The organism is uncultured Marinobacter sp., from assembly GCF_963974375.1.
GTDB lineage: Bacteria > Pseudomonadota > Gammaproteobacteria > Pseudomonadales > Oleiphilaceae > Marinobacter.
In genome coordinates this window covers 1-18,896 of the sequence record NZ_CAXBDN010000003.1, presented here as the reverse complement: position 1 = coordinate 18,896, position 18,896 = coordinate 1, and the positions used below count along the sequence as shown (strand labels likewise).

22 protein-coding genes and 1 pseudogene are annotated in these 18,896 nt (G+C 60.2%); 8 read left to right on the top strand and 15 right to left on the bottom strand.

Annotated features, from left to right (window positions below; translation table 11 throughout):
* Nucleotides 1-10 precede the first annotated feature (10 nt).
* The 5 genes from AAC035_RS00460 (at nt 11) to AAC035_RS00440 (ending at nt 3,233) form a co-directional block, all read left to right on the top strand.
* On the top strand, nt 11-370 hold the full coding sequence (locus tag AAC035_RS00460) for a hypothetical protein (RefSeq protein WP_339798835.1): 360 nt from the start codon (nt 11-13) through the stop codon (nt 368-370).
* Nucleotides 371-443: 73 nt separating this feature from the next.
* Nucleotides 444-1,094 (top strand): MotA/TolQ/ExbB proton channel family protein, encoded by a 651-nt coding sequence (locus AAC035_RS00455; RefSeq protein WP_339798832.1) that lies wholly within the window; start codon nt 444-446, stop codon nt 1,092-1,094.
* Nucleotides 1,095-1,174: 80 nt separating this feature from the next.
* On the top strand, nt 1,175-1,699 hold the full coding sequence (locus AAC035_RS00450; protein ID WP_339798828.1) for a biopolymer transporter ExbD: 525 nt from the start codon (nt 1,175-1,177) through the stop codon (nt 1,697-1,699).
* Entirely contained in the window at nt 1,696-2,199 is a 504-nt protein-coding gene (locus tag AAC035_RS00445) for a biopolymer transporter ExbD (protein WP_339798826.1), read from the top strand. The genes AAC035_RS00450 and AAC035_RS00445 overlap by 4 nt, the downstream gene beginning before the upstream one ends.
* Nucleotides 2,200-2,201: 2 nt before the next feature.
* Complete coding sequence (locus AAC035_RS00440) at nt 2,202-3,233, top strand: AgmX/PglI C-terminal domain-containing protein (RefSeq protein WP_339798824.1); 1,032 nt, start codon at nt 2,202-2,204, stop codon at nt 3,231-3,233.
* Nucleotides 3,234-3,308: 75 nt separating this feature from the next.
* On the opposite strand, the gene AAC035_RS00435 is transcribed toward AAC035_RS00440, so the two are convergent.
* The 7 genes from AAC035_RS00435 to AAC035_RS00405 all read right to left on the bottom strand — a co-directional run bounded on the left by AAC035_RS00435 (nt 3,309) and on the right by AAC035_RS00405 (nt 10,281).
* Complete coding sequence (locus AAC035_RS00435; RefSeq protein ID WP_339798821.1) at nt 3,309-3,755, bottom strand: DUF411 domain-containing protein; 447 nt, start codon at nt 3,753-3,755, stop codon at nt 3,309-3,311.
* Nucleotides 3,756-3,765: 10 nt separating this feature from the next.
* Nucleotides 3,766-3,903 (bottom strand): hypothetical protein, encoded by a 138-nt coding sequence (locus AAC035_RS00430; protein WP_339798818.1) that lies wholly within the window; start codon nt 3,901-3,903, stop codon nt 3,766-3,768.
* The gene (locus AAC035_RS00425; protein ID WP_339798815.1) at nt 3,900-6,482 is read right to left on the bottom strand and encodes a heavy metal translocating P-type ATPase; all 2,583 of its coding nucleotides are present in this window, start codon (nt 6,480-6,482) and stop codon (nt 3,900-3,902) included. Before AAC035_RS00425 ends, AAC035_RS00430 begins: the two co-directional genes overlap by 4 nt.
* Nucleotides 6,482-6,928 carry a MerR family transcriptional regulator gene (locus AAC035_RS00420; protein ID WP_339798812.1) on the bottom strand — a complete coding sequence of 149 codons (447 nt, stop codon included), beginning with the start codon at nt 6,926-6,928 and terminating at the stop codon, nt 6,482-6,484. The genes AAC035_RS00425 and AAC035_RS00420 overlap by 1 nt, the downstream gene beginning before the upstream one ends.
* 94 nt (nt 6,929-7,022) lie before the next feature.
* Nucleotides 7,023-7,337: a hypothetical protein gene (locus AAC035_RS00415; protein ID WP_339798810.1), complete on the bottom strand. Its 315-nt coding sequence runs from the start codon at nt 7,335-7,337 to the stop codon at nt 7,023-7,025.
* 72 nt (nt 7,338-7,409) lie between these two features.
* A complete protein-coding gene (locus AAC035_RS00410) occupies nt 7,410-9,620 on the bottom strand; it encodes an EAL domain-containing protein (RefSeq protein ID WP_339798807.1) in 2,211 nt (736 codons plus the stop codon).
* Between the two features lie 229 nt (nt 9,621-9,849).
* Nucleotides 9,850-10,281 carry a CoA-binding protein gene (locus tag AAC035_RS00405; protein WP_339798805.1) on the bottom strand — a complete coding sequence of 144 codons (432 nt, stop codon included), beginning with the start codon at nt 10,279-10,281 and terminating at the stop codon, nt 9,850-9,852.
* 170 nt (nt 10,282-10,451) lie between these two features.
* Between AAC035_RS00405 and AAC035_RS00400 the strand changes: the two genes are divergently transcribed.
* Nucleotides 10,452-11,180, top strand: a complete 729-nt coding sequence (locus AAC035_RS00400; RefSeq protein WP_339798802.1) for an MBL fold metallo-hydrolase — start codon at nt 10,452-10,454, stop codon at nt 11,178-11,180.
* 158 nt (nt 11,181-11,338) lie between these two features.
* Nucleotides 11,339-11,869 carry a 2-amino-4-hydroxy-6-hydroxymethyldihydropteridine diphosphokinase gene (locus AAC035_RS00395; protein WP_339798799.1) on the top strand — a complete coding sequence of 177 codons (531 nt, stop codon included), beginning with the start codon at nt 11,339-11,341 and terminating at the stop codon, nt 11,867-11,869.
* On the opposite strand, the gene AAC035_RS00390 is transcribed toward AAC035_RS00395, so the two are convergent.
* Nucleotides 11,756-12,484, bottom strand: coding sequence for an SDR family NAD(P)-dependent oxidoreductase (locus tag AAC035_RS00390; RefSeq protein WP_339798797.1), 729 nt, complete (start codon nt 12,482-12,484; stop codon nt 11,756-11,758). The genes AAC035_RS00395 and AAC035_RS00390 overlap by 114 nt on opposite strands.
* A 3-nt stretch (nt 12,485-12,487) precedes the next feature.
* On the bottom strand, nt 12,488-13,072 hold the full coding sequence (folE, locus tag AAC035_RS00385) for a GTP cyclohydrolase I FolE (RefSeq protein WP_339798794.1): 585 nt from the start codon (nt 13,070-13,072) through the stop codon (nt 12,488-12,490).
* A gap of 284 nt (nt 13,073-13,356) precedes the next feature.
* Between folE and AAC035_RS00380 the strand changes: the two genes are divergently transcribed.
* Nucleotides 13,357-14,439 (top strand): patatin-like phospholipase family protein, encoded by a 1,083-nt coding sequence (locus AAC035_RS00380; protein ID WP_339798792.1) that lies wholly within the window; start codon nt 13,357-13,359, stop codon nt 14,437-14,439.
* A gap of 63 nt (nt 14,440-14,502) precedes the next feature.
* Here AAC035_RS00380 and AAC035_RS00375 read toward each other — a convergent pair whose 3' ends face one another.
* The 6 genes and pseudogenes from AAC035_RS00375 to AAC035_RS00350 form a co-directional block, all read right to left on the bottom strand.
* A complete protein-coding gene (locus AAC035_RS00375; protein WP_339798790.1) occupies nt 14,503-15,921 on the bottom strand; it encodes a CHASE domain-containing protein in 1,419 nt (472 codons plus the stop codon).
* A gap of 124 nt (nt 15,922-16,045) precedes the next feature.
* A complete protein-coding gene (gene znuB, locus AAC035_RS00370; protein ID WP_339798789.1) occupies nt 16,046-16,858 on the bottom strand; it encodes a zinc ABC transporter permease subunit ZnuB in 813 nt (270 codons plus the stop codon).
* Entirely contained in the window at nt 16,845-17,654 is an 810-nt protein-coding gene (gene znuC / locus AAC035_RS00365) for a zinc ABC transporter ATP-binding protein ZnuC (protein ID WP_339798787.1), read from the bottom strand. The genes znuB and znuC overlap by 14 nt, the downstream gene beginning before the upstream one ends.
* Nucleotides 17,647-18,135: a Fur family transcriptional regulator gene (locus AAC035_RS00360; RefSeq protein WP_339798786.1), complete on the bottom strand. Its 489-nt coding sequence runs from the start codon at nt 18,133-18,135 to the stop codon at nt 17,647-17,649. Before AAC035_RS00360 ends, znuC begins: the two co-directional genes overlap by 8 nt.
* A gap of 97 nt (nt 18,136-18,232) precedes the next feature.
* The gene (locus AAC035_RS00355; RefSeq protein ID WP_339798785.1) at nt 18,233-18,700 is read right to left on the bottom strand and encodes a chemotaxis protein CheW; all 468 of its coding nucleotides are present in this window, start codon (nt 18,698-18,700) and stop codon (nt 18,233-18,235) included.
* Nucleotides 18,701-18,712: 12 nt separating this feature from the next.
* Nucleotides 18,713-18,896: pseudogene (locus tag AAC035_RS00350) on the bottom strand (chemotaxis protein CheB); the annotation flags it as partial.

Sequence of the window (18,896 nt, the reverse complement as noted above, 5' to 3'; positions counted from 1 at the left end):
TACTGACGACATGACCATCACCAGAACAGAAAACCGGGAACCTCGGCACAGTCGGCTCCAGGTCGTCTGGTTAAGCTTGGCGTTCTGCGTGCTCACTGTCCCGTTAACGCTGGTTCATGCCCAAGACCAGGCTGGTGCTGTCGTTACTATTGACGGTGGTCGCATACAGGGCGAACAGGAATTGCCAACGGTGCTCTACCTGGTGCCCTGGCAGCCAGTGGAAACCACGGGGCCGCAACCCATGGAAGAGCAACTGCTGACGGACGGCGTGATTGAGCCTCTGGAGCGGGAAACCTTTCTGCGACGCCTGGATTATCACCGCAGCTTTCAGAATGCGGCGCCAGGCAGACTCGGGAACAGCACTGAGTAAAGAACAAGATCGGCAACAGCCCGTTTCGGGCACTACCAATTGACCCAGACAGCCCGTCAGGAGTGGACTGACCATGATCGATACAGCCATCGCCTTTTTCCAGAAAGGTGGTTTTTTTATGTACCCCATCGCCGTCATCCTGCTGGTGGGACTGATTGTGGCAGTGGAGCGCTACCTGTACCTGTCGGCCCAGAAGCACGTCAATCGCCGGGACTTCAAACAGTTGCACCAGCGACTACAGAACAAGGACCTCAAGGGTGCTCTGAATTTTGCCCGGGAATCCGGCAGCGCCATGTCGCTGATGATCGGCTCTGGTCTGCTCCGGTTGTCCCGCCGCCAGTCCCGGGATGATATCGAATACGCCATGGAAGAAGGTCTGCTGGAGATTCTGCCCCGGCTCGAGAAACGTACCCAGTACCTGGCCACCCTGGCCAACGTTGCCACGCTGCTTGGCCTGCTGGGTACCATCATCGGCCTTATTGCCGCCTTTACTGCCGTGGCGGAAGCGGACCCGGCAGAAAAAGCCGGCATGCTTTCGGAAAGTATCTCGCTGGCCATGAACACCACCGCCTTCGGACTGATGTCGGCGATACCGCTGTTGTTGATTCACGCCATGCTGCAGACCAAGACCAATGAAATCGTCGACAGTTTCGAGATGGCCGGTATCAAGGTCATGAACCTGATCACCGACAGTCAGCCCCCGCGGGCCCCGGCCGCCGAGTGATCACCGCCGACGGCATCGGAAGCTGATCTCGCCGTGCTCCGATACACAATGCTAAACCGCCCTCTCGCAGGAGACCGGCCATGAGGCGCAGACATCGTCGCCTGACATCCGAGGCAGACCTCGACATCACACCGTTCATGAATCTGATGATCGTGCTGGTGCCGGTGTTGCTGATCAATATGGTGTTTGCCCACACCTCGGTACTGCAGCTGAGCTTCCCCAGCGCATCGGGCGCTGCCGGCGAAGAGCACCCGGTGCAGCCTGAGGTTATTATCCGTGGCAAACACCTGTGGGTCACCGACAGTGAAGGCAACCTGCTGCAGGAACTACCCGTCGCCGCCAACGAAGACCTCGACCGCAAGGGTCTGAGTGACGTCATGCAGCAACTCAAGGCGCGCTGGCCAGAACAGACCCGGGTTACCCTAAAGCCCAGCCTGGACACCGAATACCAGACCCTGGTGACAGTGATGGATACCGTGCGGTCCTACCGTGCCGTGATGGTCACCAGTGTGGTCGACGCGGAACTGTTTCCGGAAATTTCCATCGGCGATGCTCCGGTGCAACCGGCTGCGGCCGAGCATGAGTCCGGGGGCCGGGCACCATGAAAGAATCCGCCCGCGCCAAGCGGCTCAAGCGGCATCAGCGTCGCAATCGCCAGCAGAGCAAACTGAATCTGGTGGCGCTGATGGATATTTTTACCATTCTGGTGTTCTTCCTGATGGTGAACTCATCCACCGAGGTGCGCCTGCTGGACCGTAACAGTGGCATCGTGCTGCCGGAATCCACGGCTGAACAGAGTCCGGACGAGGTGCTGGCGCTGGTGGTGACCGCCCGGGATATCCTGCTCAATGGTGAGGCCATACTGCAACGGGATGATCTGGAAGCGTTTGAAGGGAATGTTGAACCGGTGCTGAAAGCTCAGCTGGACCGGCTCTCGTCGCAGTCGTCTTTCCCTGCTGACCCGGAACGGGGCCGGGCAGTGACGATTCTGGCGGATCAGCAACTGCCGTATGCGTTGCTTAAAAAGATCATGGCCACCTGCGTGGAAGCCGGCTACGGCAACATATCCCTGGCAGTCACCCGTATCGCGCCGGAGGCTGGCTGATCATGGCGTTGCTGAACGACGGCCTGGCCTGGAACCAGGATGCGACCGATCGCCGGCGCCTGACGTGGGTGACGCTGATTCTGGTGCCGATTTTCCTGGTGTTGGCGGCAGTCATTCCATTCATCCACGTACCGGAGCCCGAGCGGACAGAGCGGGATACAACGCCGCCCCAGCTGGCGCGCCTGCTGATTGAAGAAGAGATTCAGCCTGAGGTACCACCGGTCGCCCCGGAGCCGGAGCCGGAACCTGAGCCGATTCCGGCGCCTGAGCCTGAGCCTGAGCCCGAACCTGAGCCGGAACCCGTGCCCCAGCCAAGCCCGCCGCCCGAACCACAACCGGAGCCTGTGCCGACACCGCCCGCGCCGGACCCGGTGCCCGAGCCTGCCCCGCGGCCAGCGCCAGCGGAACCGGCAACCGTAGAACAGGCCCGGGAAACGGCCCGTAACACCGGCATTCTGGCCATGAGCAGTGAGCTTTCGGCAGCACGCTCCCGGTCTGGCAACGTGCGTCTGGAGACCAATACCGAGCGGACCCCGGTTACCGAACGAGCTCGCGCCGGCGACCGGCTGGCGGAGCGTACCTCCACCGAGCGTACGGCGGGTGCCTCTGACCACCGGGCCGATCATCAGACCCGGCAGGTGGCCATGCAGGAGCGTGCGCAAACCGAAGTGGCCGCCCCCCGCCAGGCCACCGAAGCTGCGGCCGAGCCGGCCCGACAGGTGGCTCCCCAGCGAACGGCGGCAACCCGGAGTCGGGAAGACCTGCGCCGGACCATGGACGCCAACAAATCGGCGGTATTCAGCATTTACAACCGGGAACTGCGCCGCAATCCCTCGCTGCGCGGCACGGTGACGCCGGAACTGGTGATCGAGGAAAGTGGCGCGGTGTCCAGTTGCAAGGTGGTGGAATCCACTCTCGATGAGCCCAACCTGGAAGAGCGCATCTGTGCCCGTCTGATGCTGGTGAATTTCGGTGAGAAAGCCGGTGCGGAACAGACCACCATCCGCTATCCGATCGAACTGTTACCAGGTTGATCAGCGCCAGCGGGGCCGGGCCAGCTGGCCGGCCCCGAATCTTCCGGAGTGCAATTCAACCCGGATCTTCTGACTTTAATTGTATTCCGAGAACACTTTGGTCTGGCCATCCTCGTTGAACAGCAGCACCTGGTAGTTATCCTTCTGATCGCCAATCTCCATGCCTGGTGACCCCATGGGCATACCGGGTACGGCCAGGCCGTGGGCTTGCGGAGCTTCTTTCAGCAGACGATGGATGTCGCTGGCCGGAACGTGGCCTTCAATGACATAGTCGCCAACAAAGGCGGTATGACAGCTTGCCAGCGACGGCTGCAGGCCAGCATCTATCTTGATGCTGGTCATGTCGTTGGTGTCGGTAACATCCACTTCAAAGCCGTTGTCTTCAAGATGATTGACCCAGTCCTGGCAGCAACCACAGGTCGGTGATTTGTAGACCTTGATGGCTTCCAGTGCTTCTGCATACAGGCTGCCACTGAAGGTCATGGCGGTGGTGAGGCCGAGAGCAAGTGTGCTTTTTTTCATGGGTAGTGCCTCAGTGATGATTGGATTTTCCGGCGTCCGGGCCAGATCGGGATTCAGGTTGACTGTCGGATGACTGAGATAGCCAGAACCACCAGACGATGACGCCCATCAGAGCAAGTCCAGCAAGATTGACCAGTATCGTACTCATGGGTTCCGCTCCTGACTGTGACTGTCGTGGCTATCGTGACTATTCGTGCGGTGATGGGTACTTTTGAACAACCGCAGCCGGTTGGCGTTGGTGACCACGGTTACGGAGGACAGCGACATGGCGGCCCCTGCGATCATCGGACTCATCAGTATGCCCCACACAGGGTAAAGCAGTCCGGCTGCCACCGGTATACCCAGGGAGTTGTAGATAAAGGCTCCAAACAGGTTCTGTTTGACATTACGAACGGTAGCCCGGGATATCTCAATGGCGTCAGCTACACCATGGAGGGAGGCCCGCATCAGGGTGATCGACGCGCTTTCGATGGCCACATCAGTGCCGGTACCAATGGCGAAGCCTACATCGGCGGCCGCCAGGGCGGGGGCGTCGTTGATGCCGTCACCCACCATGGCGACCTTGTGGCCCTGGTTGCGGAGCTCCTGGACAATACCGGCCTTGTCCTCCGGCAACACATCGGCGCGGAATTCATCAATGCCCGCTTTGGCGGCAATGGCCCGGGCTGTGGCGGCCACATCACCGGTCACCATCATTACCCGTATGCCGGCATTGTGCAGGCGCTGGATGGCCGCGGGTGAATCCTCGCGGATGGCATCGGCGACGCCTATGACGCCCATGGCCTGATCACCGAGGGTCAGGAACAGTGGTGTTCCTGCTTCTGCGGTAATCTCGCTGGCGGCCTTGTCCAGTGGCGACAGGTCAGCGCCCTCACTTTCCAGCCAGCGCTTGTTGCCGAGGCGCAGGGGCTGGCCCTGGTAATCACCTTGCACGCCTTTGCCATTGAGGGCTTCGAAGCCGTCCACAGGCAAGGCAGTAACCGAACGGTCTCTGGCGTGATTCATGACCGCTTCCGCCAGCGGGTGTTCGGAGTGCTGCTCAAGGCCAGCGGCCAGTGCCAGTAACTGTTCCTGGTCATCATTGAGCGCGAATGCCCGGGTAACGGTGGGGTGGCCTTCGGTGATGGTGCCGGTCTTGTCGAGGATCACCAGGTCCAGTTTGCCGGCGCTCTGCAGTGCTTCACCCTGGCGAATCAGGATGCCATGTTCGGCGGCCTTGCCGACGCCGACCATGACCGACATGGGCGTGGCAAGACCCAGGGCACAGGGGCAGGCGATGATCAGTACCGTGGTGGCCGCCACCATCATGTGAACCACCGCAGGATCAGGCCCGAGGTTGTACCAGGCCAGGGCGGCCAGCACCGCAATCAGCATCACACTGGGCACAAACACCGAGGATACCCGGTCTGCAAGCCGGCCAATGGCGGGCTTGGAGGCCTGGGCTTTCTTGACCAGGCGGATAATCTGGGCCAGTGCGGTTTCACTGCCCACCCGGGTGGCCTCATAGATGATGGCGCCATGACTGTTCATGGTGCCGGCGGCTACCTCGTCGCCAGTGGTCTTGGCCACGGGCATGGGTTCGCCGGTCAGCATGCTCTCATCGATGCGGGTGCTGCCCTCGACTATGATGCCGTCCACTGGCAGCTTCTCACCGGGTCTGACCCGTATGTGATCACCCTTGCGAACCTGCTCCACCGGCAGGTCCCGCTCCTCACCATCGCGGATAACCCGGGCGGTTTTGGCGCGCAGGTCCAGCAATCGGCGAATGGCCTGGGATGTTTTGCCTTTGGCTCGCAACTCAAGGGCCTGGCCCAGATTGATCAGGCCGATGATCATCGCCGAGGCCTCGAAATAGACGTGCCGGGCCTGCATCGGCACCGCCTCCGGGAACAGAGTGATGGCCATGGAGTATATCCAGGCGGTGCCGGTGCCCAGGGCGATCAGCGTGTCCATATTGGCGTTATGGTGACGAAAGGCTTTCCAGGCACCGGTGTAGAAGTGACCACCGGTGGTGGCCATGACCAGCCCGGTGATCAGACCCAGCACCAGCCAGCTGGTCTGGTTCGCCTCGGAGATCATCATGGTACTGAGGCCCATGCCCCAGATCATCAGACCAACACCCAGGCTCAGGCTGATGGCCATTTTGACCAGCAGACGCCGGTACTGTTTGCGATCCTCTTCCTGCCTGAGGTCATCAGCGTTGTCCGGGTCTTCGATCACACTGGCGCCGTAACCGGCGCTTTCGATGGCACGGATCAGTACGGCCGGATCAGCCTCGCCGACGACGCTGGCGGTGTTGTCCGCCAGGTTCATATAGGCACTGCGGGTTCCCTGAACGGAATTCAGTGCCTTCTCGATGGAGGCAACGCAGGAGGCACAGGTGGCACCGGTGACGGCCAGATGAATCTGGTCATCTGCGGCGACCGCTGGCGGCACCCTGGCGGGTTCGGTGGTGTTATCGGTCACCGTCGAAAGCTCGGGGTCCCGGGCAGCCTGCCGGTTTTCGCCAAGCCGCTCTGCGGGATAGCCTGCTGCCGTCACCAGTGCGGCGGCCTGCTCCAGGTCGATACCCGCAGGCAGCGCAACGGTGCGGGCCTCAATGTTGACATCTACCTGTTCGGTGCTGCCGGTCAATGGCTCCAGCGCGTTACGAATCTTGCGGGCACAGCCCTGACAGGAGGCACCTGTGATACTCAGAGCCGGGACCAGTTCTATGGTGTCGGGCATTAGTGGTGCTCCTGTGCGGTCGTTGACAGTACGGAATCGTCACCATCATCCCAATGTTCAATCAGGCAGCAGATGGTGTGACCGTCGGGGGTGCCGTCGGGCATGGCCTGCCAGGCACTGAGTGCGCTTTTCATCCGGTTTCTCAGAAGCTGGAGCTCGCTGATTTCCCGTTCAACCTGAGTCAGACGCTTCTCGAAGACGTCCCGTACCATGGGGCAGGGAGAGTGATGATCATCGGCCTGCATCAATATGCTGCGAATTTCCGGCAGGGAAAATCCCAGCTGCCGCGCCTTGCGGGCAAAACGCAGGCGGCGCAGGTCTTCCGTGCTGTAATGCTGGTAGTTGTTGTCCGGGTTCCGGTGCGGGCTCAGCAGGCCCTCACGGGTGTAGAAACGCACCGTATCCGGAGTGACTTCCGCTGCTTTGGCGATGGCACTGACTTTCATGGCGACTCTCCCGTCGTCCGGGTTTGGTGAGGACAGACGACAAGTATAGTCTAAAACCTGTGAGTTGCTCACAGGTCAACAGGAGTGTGCCGGTTTATTCTTCCCTGGCTCTCAGAAAAACCCCGCAATGCCGACACTGGTCCGGCGCCATAAGTTTGGCTTGCCAGCCAATGGCGTGGCTGCAGGCGGGGCATTTCAGCCGCAGCTGCAGCACCACAATGGGCGCTACCAGCAACACCAGCAGAAATCCAAGGGGGCCCCAGCTGTCGCCAGAGGAGAGCCCGAGCTGGCTACTGAAAACCAGTACCGCAATAAGCGCGAAGAAGGCCACTATGAAATAGCCCTTGTTGATGGCTTCCCAGCGCCGCAAGCGCTGGTTCTGTTCCGGTGTCAGGTAGGATGCAGGCATAGAATCGGGTCGGCTTCTGATGATTTCGACAGGGTCTACTTTACCATCATTCGCTGCCGCACCGGGTTTGGTTCACAGTTTTTCCGTGAGCAGACCCCGGGTCAGCAATGCCGGCAGTTCACTGGCAGGTATTGGTTTACTGAGCAGATAACCCTGTGCCAGATCGCAGTGATGGTCTTTGAGGAATTGCAGCTGGGCCTCAGTCTCGACGCCCTCAGCCACGACCTGAATGCCCAGGTTGTGGGCCAGATTGATGATGGCCCGGGTAATCACTGCATCGTCGTGGCGTTTGGTGACGTCCGTTATGAACGAACGATCGATTTTCAGCAGGTCGACCGGGAAATCCCGGAGGTAGGCGAGGGAAGAGTAGCCCACGCCGAAGTCATCGATGGCCAGATGGACACCCAGTTTGCGAATGCGCGCCAGTTGTTCCCGGTTACGTTCAATGTTGGCGATGAAGATTTCTTCGGTCAGCTCTACTTCCAGCTGCTCCGGCGTCACATTGAACCTGGTCAGGCAGGAGGCGATGTAGTCCACCAGGTCTGCCTCGCCCAGCTCACGGCCCGACAGATTGATGGCAATGCGCAGGCCGGCGAGGGGGGAATCCTGCCATTCCTGCAGTTGTTGACAGGCGGCCTGGATCACCCAGCGCCCTATTTCGGTAATGCGTCCGCTTTCCTCGGCCAGCGGAATGAAATCCAGTGGCGGCACCAGCCCTTTCTGGGGGTGGTGCCAGCGAATCAGCGCTTCGACGCTGCCGGTCAGGCCGGTGGCCAGAGCCAGCTGGGGCTGGTAGTAGAGCGTAAACTGGTTTTTGGCGAGGGCTTCATCAAGGTCCCGGTCCAGCTCCAGCCGTCGTACTTCCCGGTCCTGCATGCCTTCGGTGTAAAACCGATAGGTGTTGCGACCCTGTTCCTTGGCTCGATAAAGCGCGATGTCCGCATTGCGCAGCAGAATATCGGCATCCAGCCCGCTCTGGGGGTAGATGGCCACACCCATGGTGGCAGTAATGCTGTGGCGTTCGCCCTGAACTTCAAACGGTTGCGCGAAACAGCCCTTGAGCAGCCCCAGCAGATGGATGACATCCTCCAGTCCGTCCACATGTTGCTGGCAGATCATGAATTCATCGCCGCCGGAGTAGGCCACCATAATGCGCTCATTGCTGAGTTCGTTGAGCCGCTCGGACACACGGATAAGCAGCTCGTCACCAAACTGGTGGCCTTTGGAGTCGTTGAGGGTCTGGAAGCGGTCCAGGTCGATCATGATCAGGGCGACCTGGCGCAACTGACGGTCAGCCTGGTTGAGGGTGTGCTCCAGGTCTTCCATGAAGAACCGGCGGTTGGCCAGACCGGTCAGTGTGTCGGTGGACTCCAGCCGGGCAAGGTCCTGTTGTACGGCCATGCGCTGGTCAATTTCCTCATCCAGTTCCTGGCGGGTACGCAGCAGGTCCTGGTTGCGCCTCAGAATTAACTGAACCAGCAACGTGGTCAGCGACGCCAGTATGCCCAGTACCAGAACGCTGAAAAACGTTGCCCGGGGCCAGATGCTGCGATGGCGATCGGCCCAGTTGACGGTCGGGGTAATGGTCAGTGCCCAGTCGATAGACGGCAGATTGACCGCATGGGTGTAACTGAACTGTTCCATTTTTCCGGAGCGGGCAGGCAGACCAAAGGCCTGCTCACCGTTCTCGAGAATATCGATCCGGAAATTCTCCAGTACCCGGGGCGTCAGCAGGGCGGCCGCTAACTGATCCATCCGGAACACACCGGCAATAAAGCCGTTGTTGTCATCGCCACTGCCGATAGGTGCATAGACCACCAACCCGGTGCCGCCCTGTTTCAGTTCAATTACCCCGGAAATATCGAGCCTGCCAGTCTGTGCCGACTCCTTGAGGTTGGCGTGGCGATCACTGGAGAAGGCAACGTAATAGTCCTGCACATCCAGATTGCCGTCCATGGGTTCGATCCAGCGAACGTAAAAATCACGGTCGATCCACTCGATAGCCTGAAAAGTACGGAAATCTTCGAGGTAATGGCGGGCATCTTCGCGCCAGGTCTCGATCGGCAGGTCGGGCTGGGCTTCGCGGCGCTGGGCCATGCGTCGCAGGGCGATGACATGGTTCAGAAAATCCTGCTCCAGATCACGGGTCAGTGCGCGCGCTTCGTTTTCAAGATTCTGTTGCAGTTGAACCTGTTCTTCGCGGTCCAGTCCACTTTTCAGTCCGGTCGCGAGGCCCAGAAAGACCAGCAGTATCAGCGCCGGGAAGACAGGGCTCATTATCATGCGGGCGATCAAGACAGGGACCGAACGTTTCTGCCCCACGGGCGACTCCGATTGCAAATTGAAATGACTGACCTGTAATTGTCATTATTGGTCAGGGCGTGACCCGGCGCCAGTCAGGGACCGGAAGCCCGTCACAGATGATGGCACGAATGGCAGCCTCAGGTCACTATTTCATGAGACTTGCATCTAAATGACTGAAGCGAACGAATTCGCATGTTGATTCAGTCTTTTATCTGGCCATCGGGGGGATGCCCAGGCGCGGAATTTCCTGTTTCGGGCAACGATCCATAACCACCTGGCAGCCAGACGCTTCAGCGGCGGCCGCCCCTTCCTCGTTCACCACACCAATCTGCAGCCAGATCACCGGAATGCCAAGGCTGGCAGCTTCCGCCATGACCGGTCCGGTGCGCTCAGATGCCAGAAACAGTTCGGCCATATCCAGGGCATCCGGGACTGATTTGAGGGATGGGTAAACGGTTTCACCCAGCAAGGTACTGCCGGCCAGTTTGGGGTTGACCGGTATTACCCGGTAACCGCGCCCCTGGAGGTAAGCCATCACCTCATGACTGGGCCGGTTTGGCTTGTCGCTGGCTCCGACCAGGCCAATGGTTTTTACCCGGGTGAGAATTTCGCGAATGACTTCTGGGTCCTGGATTGACATAGTAAAGATCTGGGTCCGCAATGGGAGGTTGAAGGTCGCGCCACAAGGGCCTGGCACGGTTTCGACGTGCTGACAGGCTGAAGCCTGCGACCATAATAACGGGACTTGAGCAGAACCGCATGTCCGAAATAACTGACCTTGCTGCGCCGGGAGCAACAAAGGAGTTGAACATGGCAGAACTGACCATGCTGGGCGTTGGCCATTCCGAGGCGATCGACCACTGGAATAACAATGCGATGATCGAGGCCAATGGTCGTCGCTTGCTGATTGATGCCGGCTATACCATCAAATTTGCCCTGCGGGACCGTGGCCTGACGCTGGCGGATATAGACGCGGTCTTCATAACCCATGCCCATGCCGATCACTGCTTCGGCCTTGAACGCCTCGCCTATGAGTGTCGTTTCAGGTACGACTTCAAGCCGACACTGTATCTGCCGCCCGGCGTGTATGAAGAGCTTTGGGAGCACACCCTCAAGGGAGTGATGGGGCAGATCGGCGAGGGTGAAGCGCAATTGTCTGATTTCTTTGACGTGGTATTGCTGGACGGGGCGCCTTTCGAGTTCGAGGGTGTCGAACTGGCCTACTTTCAGAATCGCCATACGCCCACCAAACCCTCCTACGGTCTGATGATCAATAACCGCCTGCTGTTCAGTGGCGACACCCGCCCGATTCCGGAGCTGATCGCGGAGCGACACCCTGAAATCGTGCTTCACGATTGCACCCTGGCCGACTGGAATCCGGTTCATGCCTCGGTGCAGGAGCTGTACGAACAGTATCCTGCCGAGCTTCGTCAGCGCCTTTATCTGATGAGCTACGAGGATAACTTCGAGCAGCATCGCAGCCAGGTCGAGCAGGAGTTCGCCGGCTTTGCCCGCCAGGGGCAGGTGTTTGATCTGTGACGCTACTGGTGAGCTGACCGGATCTGCCTGACGTACTGATCATACCGGGACCGCCACTGACTGGCGTTAACAAGCCACGTTCAGATGGTTGATGGCAAAGGCATGGCAACCGGCGGATGGATTACCGATAAACCGACCGATAATAAATGGACCGATAAATGGACCGATGGTATCTGTGCGGACTGGGCAGCAACATCCGGCCGGATGAGAACCTGCCGCAGGCGGTGGCAAGACTGGCGGCTCGCTATGGCCCGATCTGGTTGTCTGCGGTGATCCATACCCGGCCGGAAGGAATGAGTACCCCCAACCCGTTTCTCAACGCCCTGGCGGTGTTTGCCAGTGAACTGTCGCCGGAACAGCTGAAAGCCGAGCTGAATGCGCTGGAGGAGGCCATGGGCCGGGATCGGTCTGACCCTATGAGCAGCCGCAAGGACCGGCCCATTGACGTGGATATTCTGGAAGTGCGCAGGCAACGGGCGTTTACCGGCGCTACCATCGAGGAACCCTACTACCGCAGGTTGTTTCAGGGTGAACCCGCTGTGGCGGGCGTCAGCCTGCAACTGGAGGGCCAGCGCTTAGGCCAGTCTCCGGCCACCATCTACCGGAATCAGGGCCCCGGTCATGAAATCGTTGTCGAGCAGGGCGAGCAACTGAATCACTACGCTGTCAAAGCCACCTTCCCGGGGTAACAGGGTTTCTGCCATCACTCTGGCTTTCTGCTCGTCCGTATGGCTGGGCAGGAACCGGATGGGGCCCGGCATGATGGCGTTTACCCGCACCTGCGGCGCAAGTTGCCTGGCGTAGCTGAGGGTCAGATTGCTCAGCGCCGCTTTGCTGGCACAGTAGGCGGCAAAACGGGGGTTGGGCTTTTCCACAAAAATATCGGTGATATTGACCACCAGAGACGGCCGGCCTGAGTTTTCGCCGGCCCGGGTCAGATGTTCCGACAGACCGCTCATCAGCATCAGTGGCGCTATGCTGTTGATCTGAAACAGTCGTGCCGCCTGGGTGGCGAGGGCGGGCGTGTCGCTGGTATCGGGAGTAAATTCCGAGGCGTTGTTGACCAGCAAGGCAATGTCGGGGCACTCCCCCGCTATCCGGTCCAGCGCATTCTGGATCTCATGGGGGTTGGCCAGATCGACGACCAGAATGTGGGCACCCTGCTGTTCCAGTTCCCGGATTTCATCGGTTTCCGAGCGATAGAGCGCGTAAACCCGAAAGCCACGCTGCAACAGCGCCCTGGCAATCTCGTAACCAAGCCGGCGGCCTGCGCCGGTAACCACGGCAACCGGGGCATCAGCCATTGCTCAGCTCCTGCCGCCGGCGACCAGTTGCAGAAACTCCATACGGGTGGCCTGGGACGAACGGAACGAGCCTAGCATCATCGAGGTTTTCATCACCGAGTTCTGCTTCTCGACACCGCGCATCATCATGCACATATGCTTGGCCTCGATCACCACACCGACGCCGGCGGCACCGGTAACTTCCGCGACGGCTTCGGCGATCTGTCGGGTCAGGTTTTCCTGGATCTGCAAGCGGCGGGCGTACATGTCGATGATGCGCGCGAACTTGGACAGCCCCAGGACCTTGCCCTGTGGAATATAGGCAATGTGGCATTTGCCGATGAACGGCAACAGATGATGCTCGCACAGGCTGTACAGCTCGATGTCCTTGACCACCACCATTTCGTCCATGGCTGACTCGAAGACCGCGCCGTTTACCAGCTCCTCAAGGGTCTGATGGTAACCTTTGGTGAGAAACTGCATGGCCTTGGCAGCCCGCTTCGGGGTATCCCTGAGGCCTTCGCGGTCAGGGTCTTCGCCGAGACCTTCAATGATGGCACGGTAATGCCCGGACAGTGGATTCAGGGGGTCGGTGAGGGGGTCGGTCATGGTACCTTCCGTCTGGTAAAGTTCTTACTCTCAGGTGAAACCCTGAAGCCTAAGGGAATCGGAGCCCGAGTGCCAATGTTTAAAGCATGAGGTTATACGCGTATCAGCGCTGCCGGGACCACTGTTGGACCAGGGACTGTCCGAAAACCGCGTGCATTAACAGAGTCTCACCTTTGCCGGTACCCCCGGGACCCGTGGTCCGTTAAAATCGTGCTGCTGCGGATACGCCCCACCGCGCATCTGACGGAACGCTTGGTTGATATCAGGGACGACAGGAACTCTTTATGACCGCCATTCACATCCGCAAACCCGCACTCACTCTCCGGGCCGGGGCAAGGGCCATGGCCAGGCTCAGAGAGCAGGGCCTGTCGCCCGCTGATGTCCACGTCATTCCCGGTGCGGCCGGGGGGCCCAAGGCACTTGGTCTGAGCGGTCTCGACAAGGCGATTTTCGGTGACTGGCTGTTGCGGGCGCCCCAGCCACGCTCACTGATCGGCTCCTCCATCGGCAGCTGGCGCTTTGCGGCCGTGGCCTCATCCGATAACCCGTCTGCACAGCTTGCCAAACTGGCTGAACTCTACACCACCCAGCGTTTTTCCAAAGGTGTCAGTGCGGAGGAAGTCACCCGTAAAAGCCTGCTGTTTCTCGAGGAGTTGCTTGGGGGCAGGGAGGAGTATCTGCTGAACCATCCGGTGTACCGGCTCAACGTCATGGTGGTGCGCAGTCTCGGCCTGCTGGCAGAGGATTCACGCAGGCAGCTGGGCATGGGTCTGGTGCGGGCGATCAGTGCCAATATGGTGGGCCGGCGGCATCTGGGCCGCTTCATGGAGCGGGGTATCATTCATGATCAACGTGCGCAGGCCCCGCTGGCGGACCTTCTGGACTTTCCGAGCCACCATGTTCCTTTAAGTCGGGAGAACCTGATTCCATCGTTGCTGGCGTCGGCCTCGATTCCGCTGGTCATGGCCGGCGTCAGGGATATTCCGGGCGCGCCCGCCGGCGTCTACCGGGATGGCGGTTTGCTGGACTACCATCTGGACCTGCCCTACACCCAGCCGGGTGTGGTGTTGTATCCCCATTTTACAGACAGGGTCATTCCGGGCTGGTTTGACAAATCCCTGCCCTGGCGAAAGGGCACCGCCAGCCATCTTCAGGATGTGTTACTGGTGGCTCCTTCCCGGGATTATCTGGACACCTTGCCGGGCCGAAAGCTGCCAGACCGCAAGGATTTTGAGCGGTACCTCGGTGATGATGCCGGGCGTGAAAAGGCATGGCGGGCGGCCATCGCCGAGAGTGACCGGTTGGGCGATGAGTTTCTCGAGCTGGTGGAGTCGGGGACCATGGCTGACGTTCTGCAGCCGCTGTGACGGCAATGGCTCCGGCCGCGGGCGGGATGCCCTGCTGTTGCGCTTCGGCTGTCGTCTGCCGGATTATCGGGGAATCATGGACACCCGGAACCCGGTACAACCGCTCAGGGGATTTTTCAGCGCCTTGACCCGCAGCGTCACGGGCAGCGGCTGCTGCTGAGCCGTTATCAGCTCAATGTCGATACGATGTATGCCCGGCTCCTGGCGTGCGGTAGTCAGGGTTTCGTTAAGCCGTGGCTGATCCGTACCGGTCACCAGACGCGCCAGCGAGGACTCAAGCAGATCCGGTACTGGCCAGCCAAGGAGGGTGGCGGCCTGGGGCGAGATGTAACCGATCCGGTACTGGTCATCCAGCTCGCTGACTATGCCACCATACAGCTCGATAAGATCACGGCTGCGGTCATCGCTGTCCGCCAGTGATTTATGCAGAATCGACTTTTCAACCCGCGTGTTCTCCAGTTGCCGTTGCCGTTGGCCGTTCAACACATGCTGTTCCTGCAACCTCTGCTGCAGTGACTGTCGCTGCCAGACCAGTGCGGTGCAAAGTGCGGCAGCGGCCAGACTGAGCACGGCGCCCAGCAACCACACCGGCATGATCGCAGCTCTGGTGAGCTGCTGCTGCCAGGTCATGGATGGGACAGTGGTCAACATCCATTGCCGATCCGCCAGACTGAACACTGAGCGAACAGCCGATGCGTCCTCGACCGGACCCAGTGCGGGCAGGGTGAACAGGGGGTGGCGGGCATGCTGACTGGTGTCGTGAATCGCCAGCTGCCAGCGATCGTCATGCACGCCATCCAGTTGCCGTGACAGCCAGCGCCGGGGTTCCATGACCAGGCTGAGCAGGGTGCGGTCGCCGGTCGGTATGAAGATCCGCAAGGCCTGCTGCTCACCGCCGTTGCGGAAGATGCTGGTCAGCGTGGTCGCTGCCGGCCGGCCTTCCGACAGTGCGCTCTGAAGGGAGTTGCGCCAGTGGGGGACGGTATCGGCCACCAGGCCAAGGGTGGTGCCCGGGTCGGTGGTTCCGCTCTGAAAGCTGACCTGGCGAACCACCAGGTAGCTGGGCCGGGGTTCTATGGGGCCCTGCCGCCAGTGGCCAAAGCGGATAAACTGCCCCGCCTCCAGGCTCAGTTGACGCTCCATCAGCGGTCGCTGGCTGTCGGCGACGGTCACCAGATATTCAAGACCGGTAATCTCCGGATGGCGTTGCAGGAGTTGGTCGGTGATTGCGGCGAGATTGGGTCTATCGGCGGAAAGCTCGCCCGCCAGCTGTCGGGTATCGGCCAGCAGCTGATCCAGGCGGCGGTTCAGGTATTCGTAGAGCGCCTGATGATGGGCCACCGAGAGTTCGCTGGCCTGGGCCGCCGTCAGGCCCCGAGCCGGTATTGATATCAGGGAGGTCAGGGCAAGACCTAATGCCAGCACCAGCAAAGGCAAGCCGATAAGGAGGGAGAGCCGTCCTGACAAGGTTTCCGATTCCATGCACACTCCCGGGACTGAGGCCGTTCAGTCGGACAGGGTTCGGGCAACGTACCTGTTCACAGCATTCATGAACCCTGCCCGCATGACAGCAACTCTAGTTCAGGGCGTCGATGGCCGCCAGTGCTCAGGCCTTTGCGCGGCGAATGATGCCGTACACCAGCAGGAATACCACAAACGCCGTGACCACGATGGAGGGCCCTGCCGGGGTATCAAGGTTCCAGGACAAATTCAGGCCACCGGCCACCGCTATCATGCCGAAACCGATGGCCATCAGTACCATCTTTTCCGGGGAGCTGGCCAGACGCCGGGCAGTGGCCGCCGGAATGATCAGTAACGCAGTAATCAGCAGTACACCAACCATTTTCATGGCAATGGCGATGACCAGCGAGAACATCAGCATCAGCACTAGCCGCAGTCGCTCCACCGGTACCCCTTCCACCCGTGCCAGTTCTTCGTGGATGGTGGCCATCAATAAACCTCGCCACAGCCAGTACAGCAGCGCCAGCACAAGGGCGGCGCCACCGTATATCCAGGCCAGGTCCGAGCGCCGGATTGCCAGCAGGTCGCCAAACAGGTAACCGGACAGGTCCACCCTGACTTCCGGCATGAAACTCAGGGACACCAGGCCGATGGCCAGTGCGCTATGGGCCAGAATGCCCAGCAGCGTGTCGGTGGCCAGGGTGCGGCTGCGGGACAGATACACCAGGGCGATCGCCAGCAGTACACAGGTGGCGGCAACGCTGAGGTTGAGGTTGGTCTGGAACAGAAAGCCAAGGGCAATGCCAAGCAGCGCGGAATGCGCAAGGGTGTCGCCAAAATAGGCCATTCGACGCCAGACCACGAAACAGCCCAGGGGGCCTGCCACCAGAGCGACGCCCATCCCCCCCAGCATTGCCCGCCAGAAAAAATCGCCAAGAACCGGATCAAGAATGGACATGATGATGGCCGTTGCCTTCGTGGTTGTGATGGGCGTGATCGTGCTCGTCCGCACCTGGCTGGCCGTCTACCACATCGCCGTGCAGATCATGCCGGTGATTGTGATGGTGGTGATAAACCGCCAGGCTTTCGGCCACCGGTTTGCCAAAGGTTTCGATAAACGCCGGATCGTGGGAGATATCCGCCGGAAAACCACTGCAGCATACGTGCTGGTTAAGGCAGATAACCCGGTCGGTGGCTGCCATGACCAGATGCAGATCATGGGAAATCATGATGACGCCGCAGTTCAGTTTGTTGCGGACATCGCGGATGAGGTCGTAAAGGGCGGCCTGGCCATTGATATCGACACCCTGGGCCGGTTCATCCAGCACCAGCAGGTCCGGTTTGCGGACCAGCGCCCGGGCCAGCAACAGGCGTTGCATTTCGCCCCCGGAAAGATGATGCACCGAGGCCCGGTACAGATGAGCTATACCGGTCTGGGCCAGCGCTTCCTGGCAGGCGGTCTCGCCGACACCGGTCAGGCTCATGAAACGGCGCACGCTCAGTGGCAGGGTATTCTGTAGCTGCAGGTGCTGGGGCACATAGCCGATGGCGACACCCCGGGCCCGGCGGACCTGGCCGGAGGTGACGGCCTGGATCCCCAGTACCGCCTTGATCAGGGTGGTTTTTCCGGCCCCGTTAGGTCCGATGATGGTCAGGATATCCCCCCGGTTGACGACAAGACTGACCCGGTCGACCACCGGCAGATCATTGAAGGCAACGCTGACCTGATCCAGCACCACCAGTGGTTCACTCATGATCGGAAGCCATGCAGCGGGGGCACAGTCCGGCCACCTCGATGGTGGTTTCGGAGGGCTGGAACCCTTCGACTTTCGCTGCCTGAGCGATGGCGTCGGAAACAGCGGATGAGGCCAGTTCATGCACGTTGCGACATTGGGTGCAGATCAGGAACATACCGGTGTGGCGCTGACCGGCGTGGGTGCATCCGGTAAAGGCATTGAGTGAGGCAATACGATGCACCAGTCCGTGCTGCTGCAAAAAATCCAGGGCCCGGTAAACCGTTGGCGGTGCGGCGTTGTGTCCCTCGCTGGCAAGAACGGCCAGCAGATCGTAGGCTCCCAGCGGTTTGTGGGATTCCCAGATCAGCTCCAGTACCCGCTGGCGGACAGGGGTAAGGCGGGCATTGTGGTCCTGGCAGATGGCCCTGGCCTCGGCGAGGGCGTCCCGGACACAGGCGTCGTGGTTGTGTGGACGATAGGGCAGTGCGTCAACTGACATGGCAAGGGCTTCCGGACAACGTTAATGCAACAATATAACATTGTCCGGTTGAGGGGTCACGGGGACCGTTGATCGGGCCAGCCGTAAGCGCCTGGGTTCAGTCCAGTGCCTGGATACCGAGACGTTCGAGAAATTCCAGATCTGGAATGCTGGCGTGATCACCTTCAAGGTCCACCAACATCAGATCGGCGGGGCCGGCACCGTCCTTGTCGGACTTCAGCAGCTGTTCTGACTCGATCCGGGTCTGGCTGGGAATTCCCTGGGTTACCAAAGCCAGGAACGGCAGGCGATTGTGTTCCGAGCCTATGGTATTGAGCACCACCACCCTGCCACGGCCAGTGGCCGGAAAAATGGCAGTGCCTCCATTGGCGGCCTCATAGGAGATGACCGGCAACCGCTGGCCTCGCCATTCCAGAAATCCCGCCAGCCATTCAGGTCCGTTGCCGGGCTCCAGCTCGGTGGTGTGATCCACCACCTCTGCGATCGACACGTTGGGCAGCAGCAGTTGGCGGCTGGTCATGGGAATCCGCACGCAGGGCAGCAGTGTCTGGGTGTTATCGGTCATAATTCAGCATCCTCAGGGCAGATCCTGTGGCGTTTTTTGTTTCAGAAGCACGGTATCACCAATGGCTTTAACCAGTGCCTTTGCCAGTTGTTCCGGTGTTCCGCAGAAGCTGGTGCAACCGGTCAGAGTCACCGCTTCCGGCATGGCACTGTTGGCACAGCTGTCACCGGACTGCACCCAGATGCGACTGCCAAAG

Excerpts from the sequence above, each read along its gene's own strand:
- AAC035_RS00460 (WP_339798835.1), top strand. The coding sequence starts at position 11 with ATGACCATCACCAGAACAGAAAACCGGGAACCTCGGCACAGTCGGCTC.
- AAC035_RS00455 (WP_339798832.1), top strand. The coding sequence starts at position 444 with ATGATCGATACAGCCATCGCCTTTTTCCAGAAAGGTGGTTTTTTTATG.
- AAC035_RS00450 (WP_339798828.1), top strand. The coding sequence starts at position 1,175 with ATGAGGCGCAGACATCGTCGCCTGACATCCGAGGCAGACCTCGACATC.
- AAC035_RS00445 (WP_339798826.1), top strand. The coding sequence starts at position 1,696 with ATGAAAGAATCCGCCCGCGCCAAGCGGCTCAAGCGGCATCAGCGTCGC.
- AAC035_RS00440 (WP_339798824.1), top strand. The coding sequence starts at position 2,202 with ATGGCGTTGCTGAACGACGGCCTGGCCTGGAACCAGGATGCGACCGAT.
- AAC035_RS00435 (WP_339798821.1), bottom strand. The coding sequence starts at position 3,755 with ATGAAAAAAAGCACACTTGCTCTCGGCCTCACCACCGCCATGACCTTC.
- AAC035_RS00430 (WP_339798818.1), bottom strand. The coding sequence starts at position 3,903 with ATGAGTACGATACTGGTCAATCTTGCTGGACTTGCTCTGATGGGCGTC.
- AAC035_RS00425 (WP_339798815.1), bottom strand. The coding sequence starts at position 6,482 with ATGCCCGACACCATAGAACTGGTCCCGGCTCTGAGTATCACAGGTGCC.
- AAC035_RS00420 (WP_339798812.1), bottom strand. The coding sequence starts at position 6,928 with ATGAAAGTCAGTGCCATCGCCAAAGCAGCGGAAGTCACTCCGGATACG.
- AAC035_RS00415 (WP_339798810.1), bottom strand. The coding sequence starts at position 7,337 with ATGCCTGCATCCTACCTGACACCGGAACAGAACCAGCGCTTGCGGCGC.
- AAC035_RS00410 (WP_339798807.1), bottom strand. The coding sequence starts at position 9,620 with ATGATAATGAGCCCTGTCTTCCCGGCGCTGATACTGCTGGTCTTTCTG.
- AAC035_RS00405 (WP_339798805.1), bottom strand. The coding sequence starts at position 10,281 with ATGTCAATCCAGGACCCAGAAGTCATTCGCGAAATTCTCACCCGGGTA.
- AAC035_RS00400 (WP_339798802.1), top strand. The coding sequence starts at position 10,452 with ATGGCAGAACTGACCATGCTGGGCGTTGGCCATTCCGAGGCGATCGAC.
- AAC035_RS00395 (WP_339798799.1), top strand. The coding sequence starts at position 11,339 with ATGGACCGATGGTATCTGTGCGGACTGGGCAGCAACATCCGGCCGGAT.
- AAC035_RS00390 (WP_339798797.1), bottom strand. The coding sequence starts at position 12,484 with ATGGCTGATGCCCCGGTTGCCGTGGTTACCGGCGCAGGCCGCCGGCTT.
- folE (WP_339798794.1), bottom strand. The coding sequence starts at position 13,072 with ATGACCGACCCCCTCACCGACCCCCTGAATCCACTGTCCGGGCATTAC.
- AAC035_RS00380 (WP_339798792.1), top strand. The coding sequence starts at position 13,357 with ATGACCGCCATTCACATCCGCAAACCCGCACTCACTCTCCGGGCCGGG.
- AAC035_RS00375 (WP_339798790.1), bottom strand. The coding sequence starts at position 15,921 with ATGGAATCGGAAACCTTGTCAGGACGGCTCTCCCTCCTTATCGGCTTG.
- znuB (WP_339798789.1), bottom strand. The coding sequence starts at position 16,858 with ATGTCCATTCTTGATCCGGTTCTTGGCGATTTTTTCTGGCGGGCAATG.
- znuC (WP_339798787.1), bottom strand. The coding sequence starts at position 17,654 with ATGAGTGAACCACTGGTGGTGCTGGATCAGGTCAGCGTTGCCTTCAAT.
- AAC035_RS00360 (WP_339798786.1), bottom strand. The coding sequence starts at position 18,135 with ATGTCAGTTGACGCACTGCCCTATCGTCCACACAACCACGACGCCTGT.
- AAC035_RS00355 (WP_339798785.1), bottom strand. The coding sequence starts at position 18,700 with ATGACCGATAACACCCAGACACTGCTGCCCTGCGTGCGGATTCCCATG.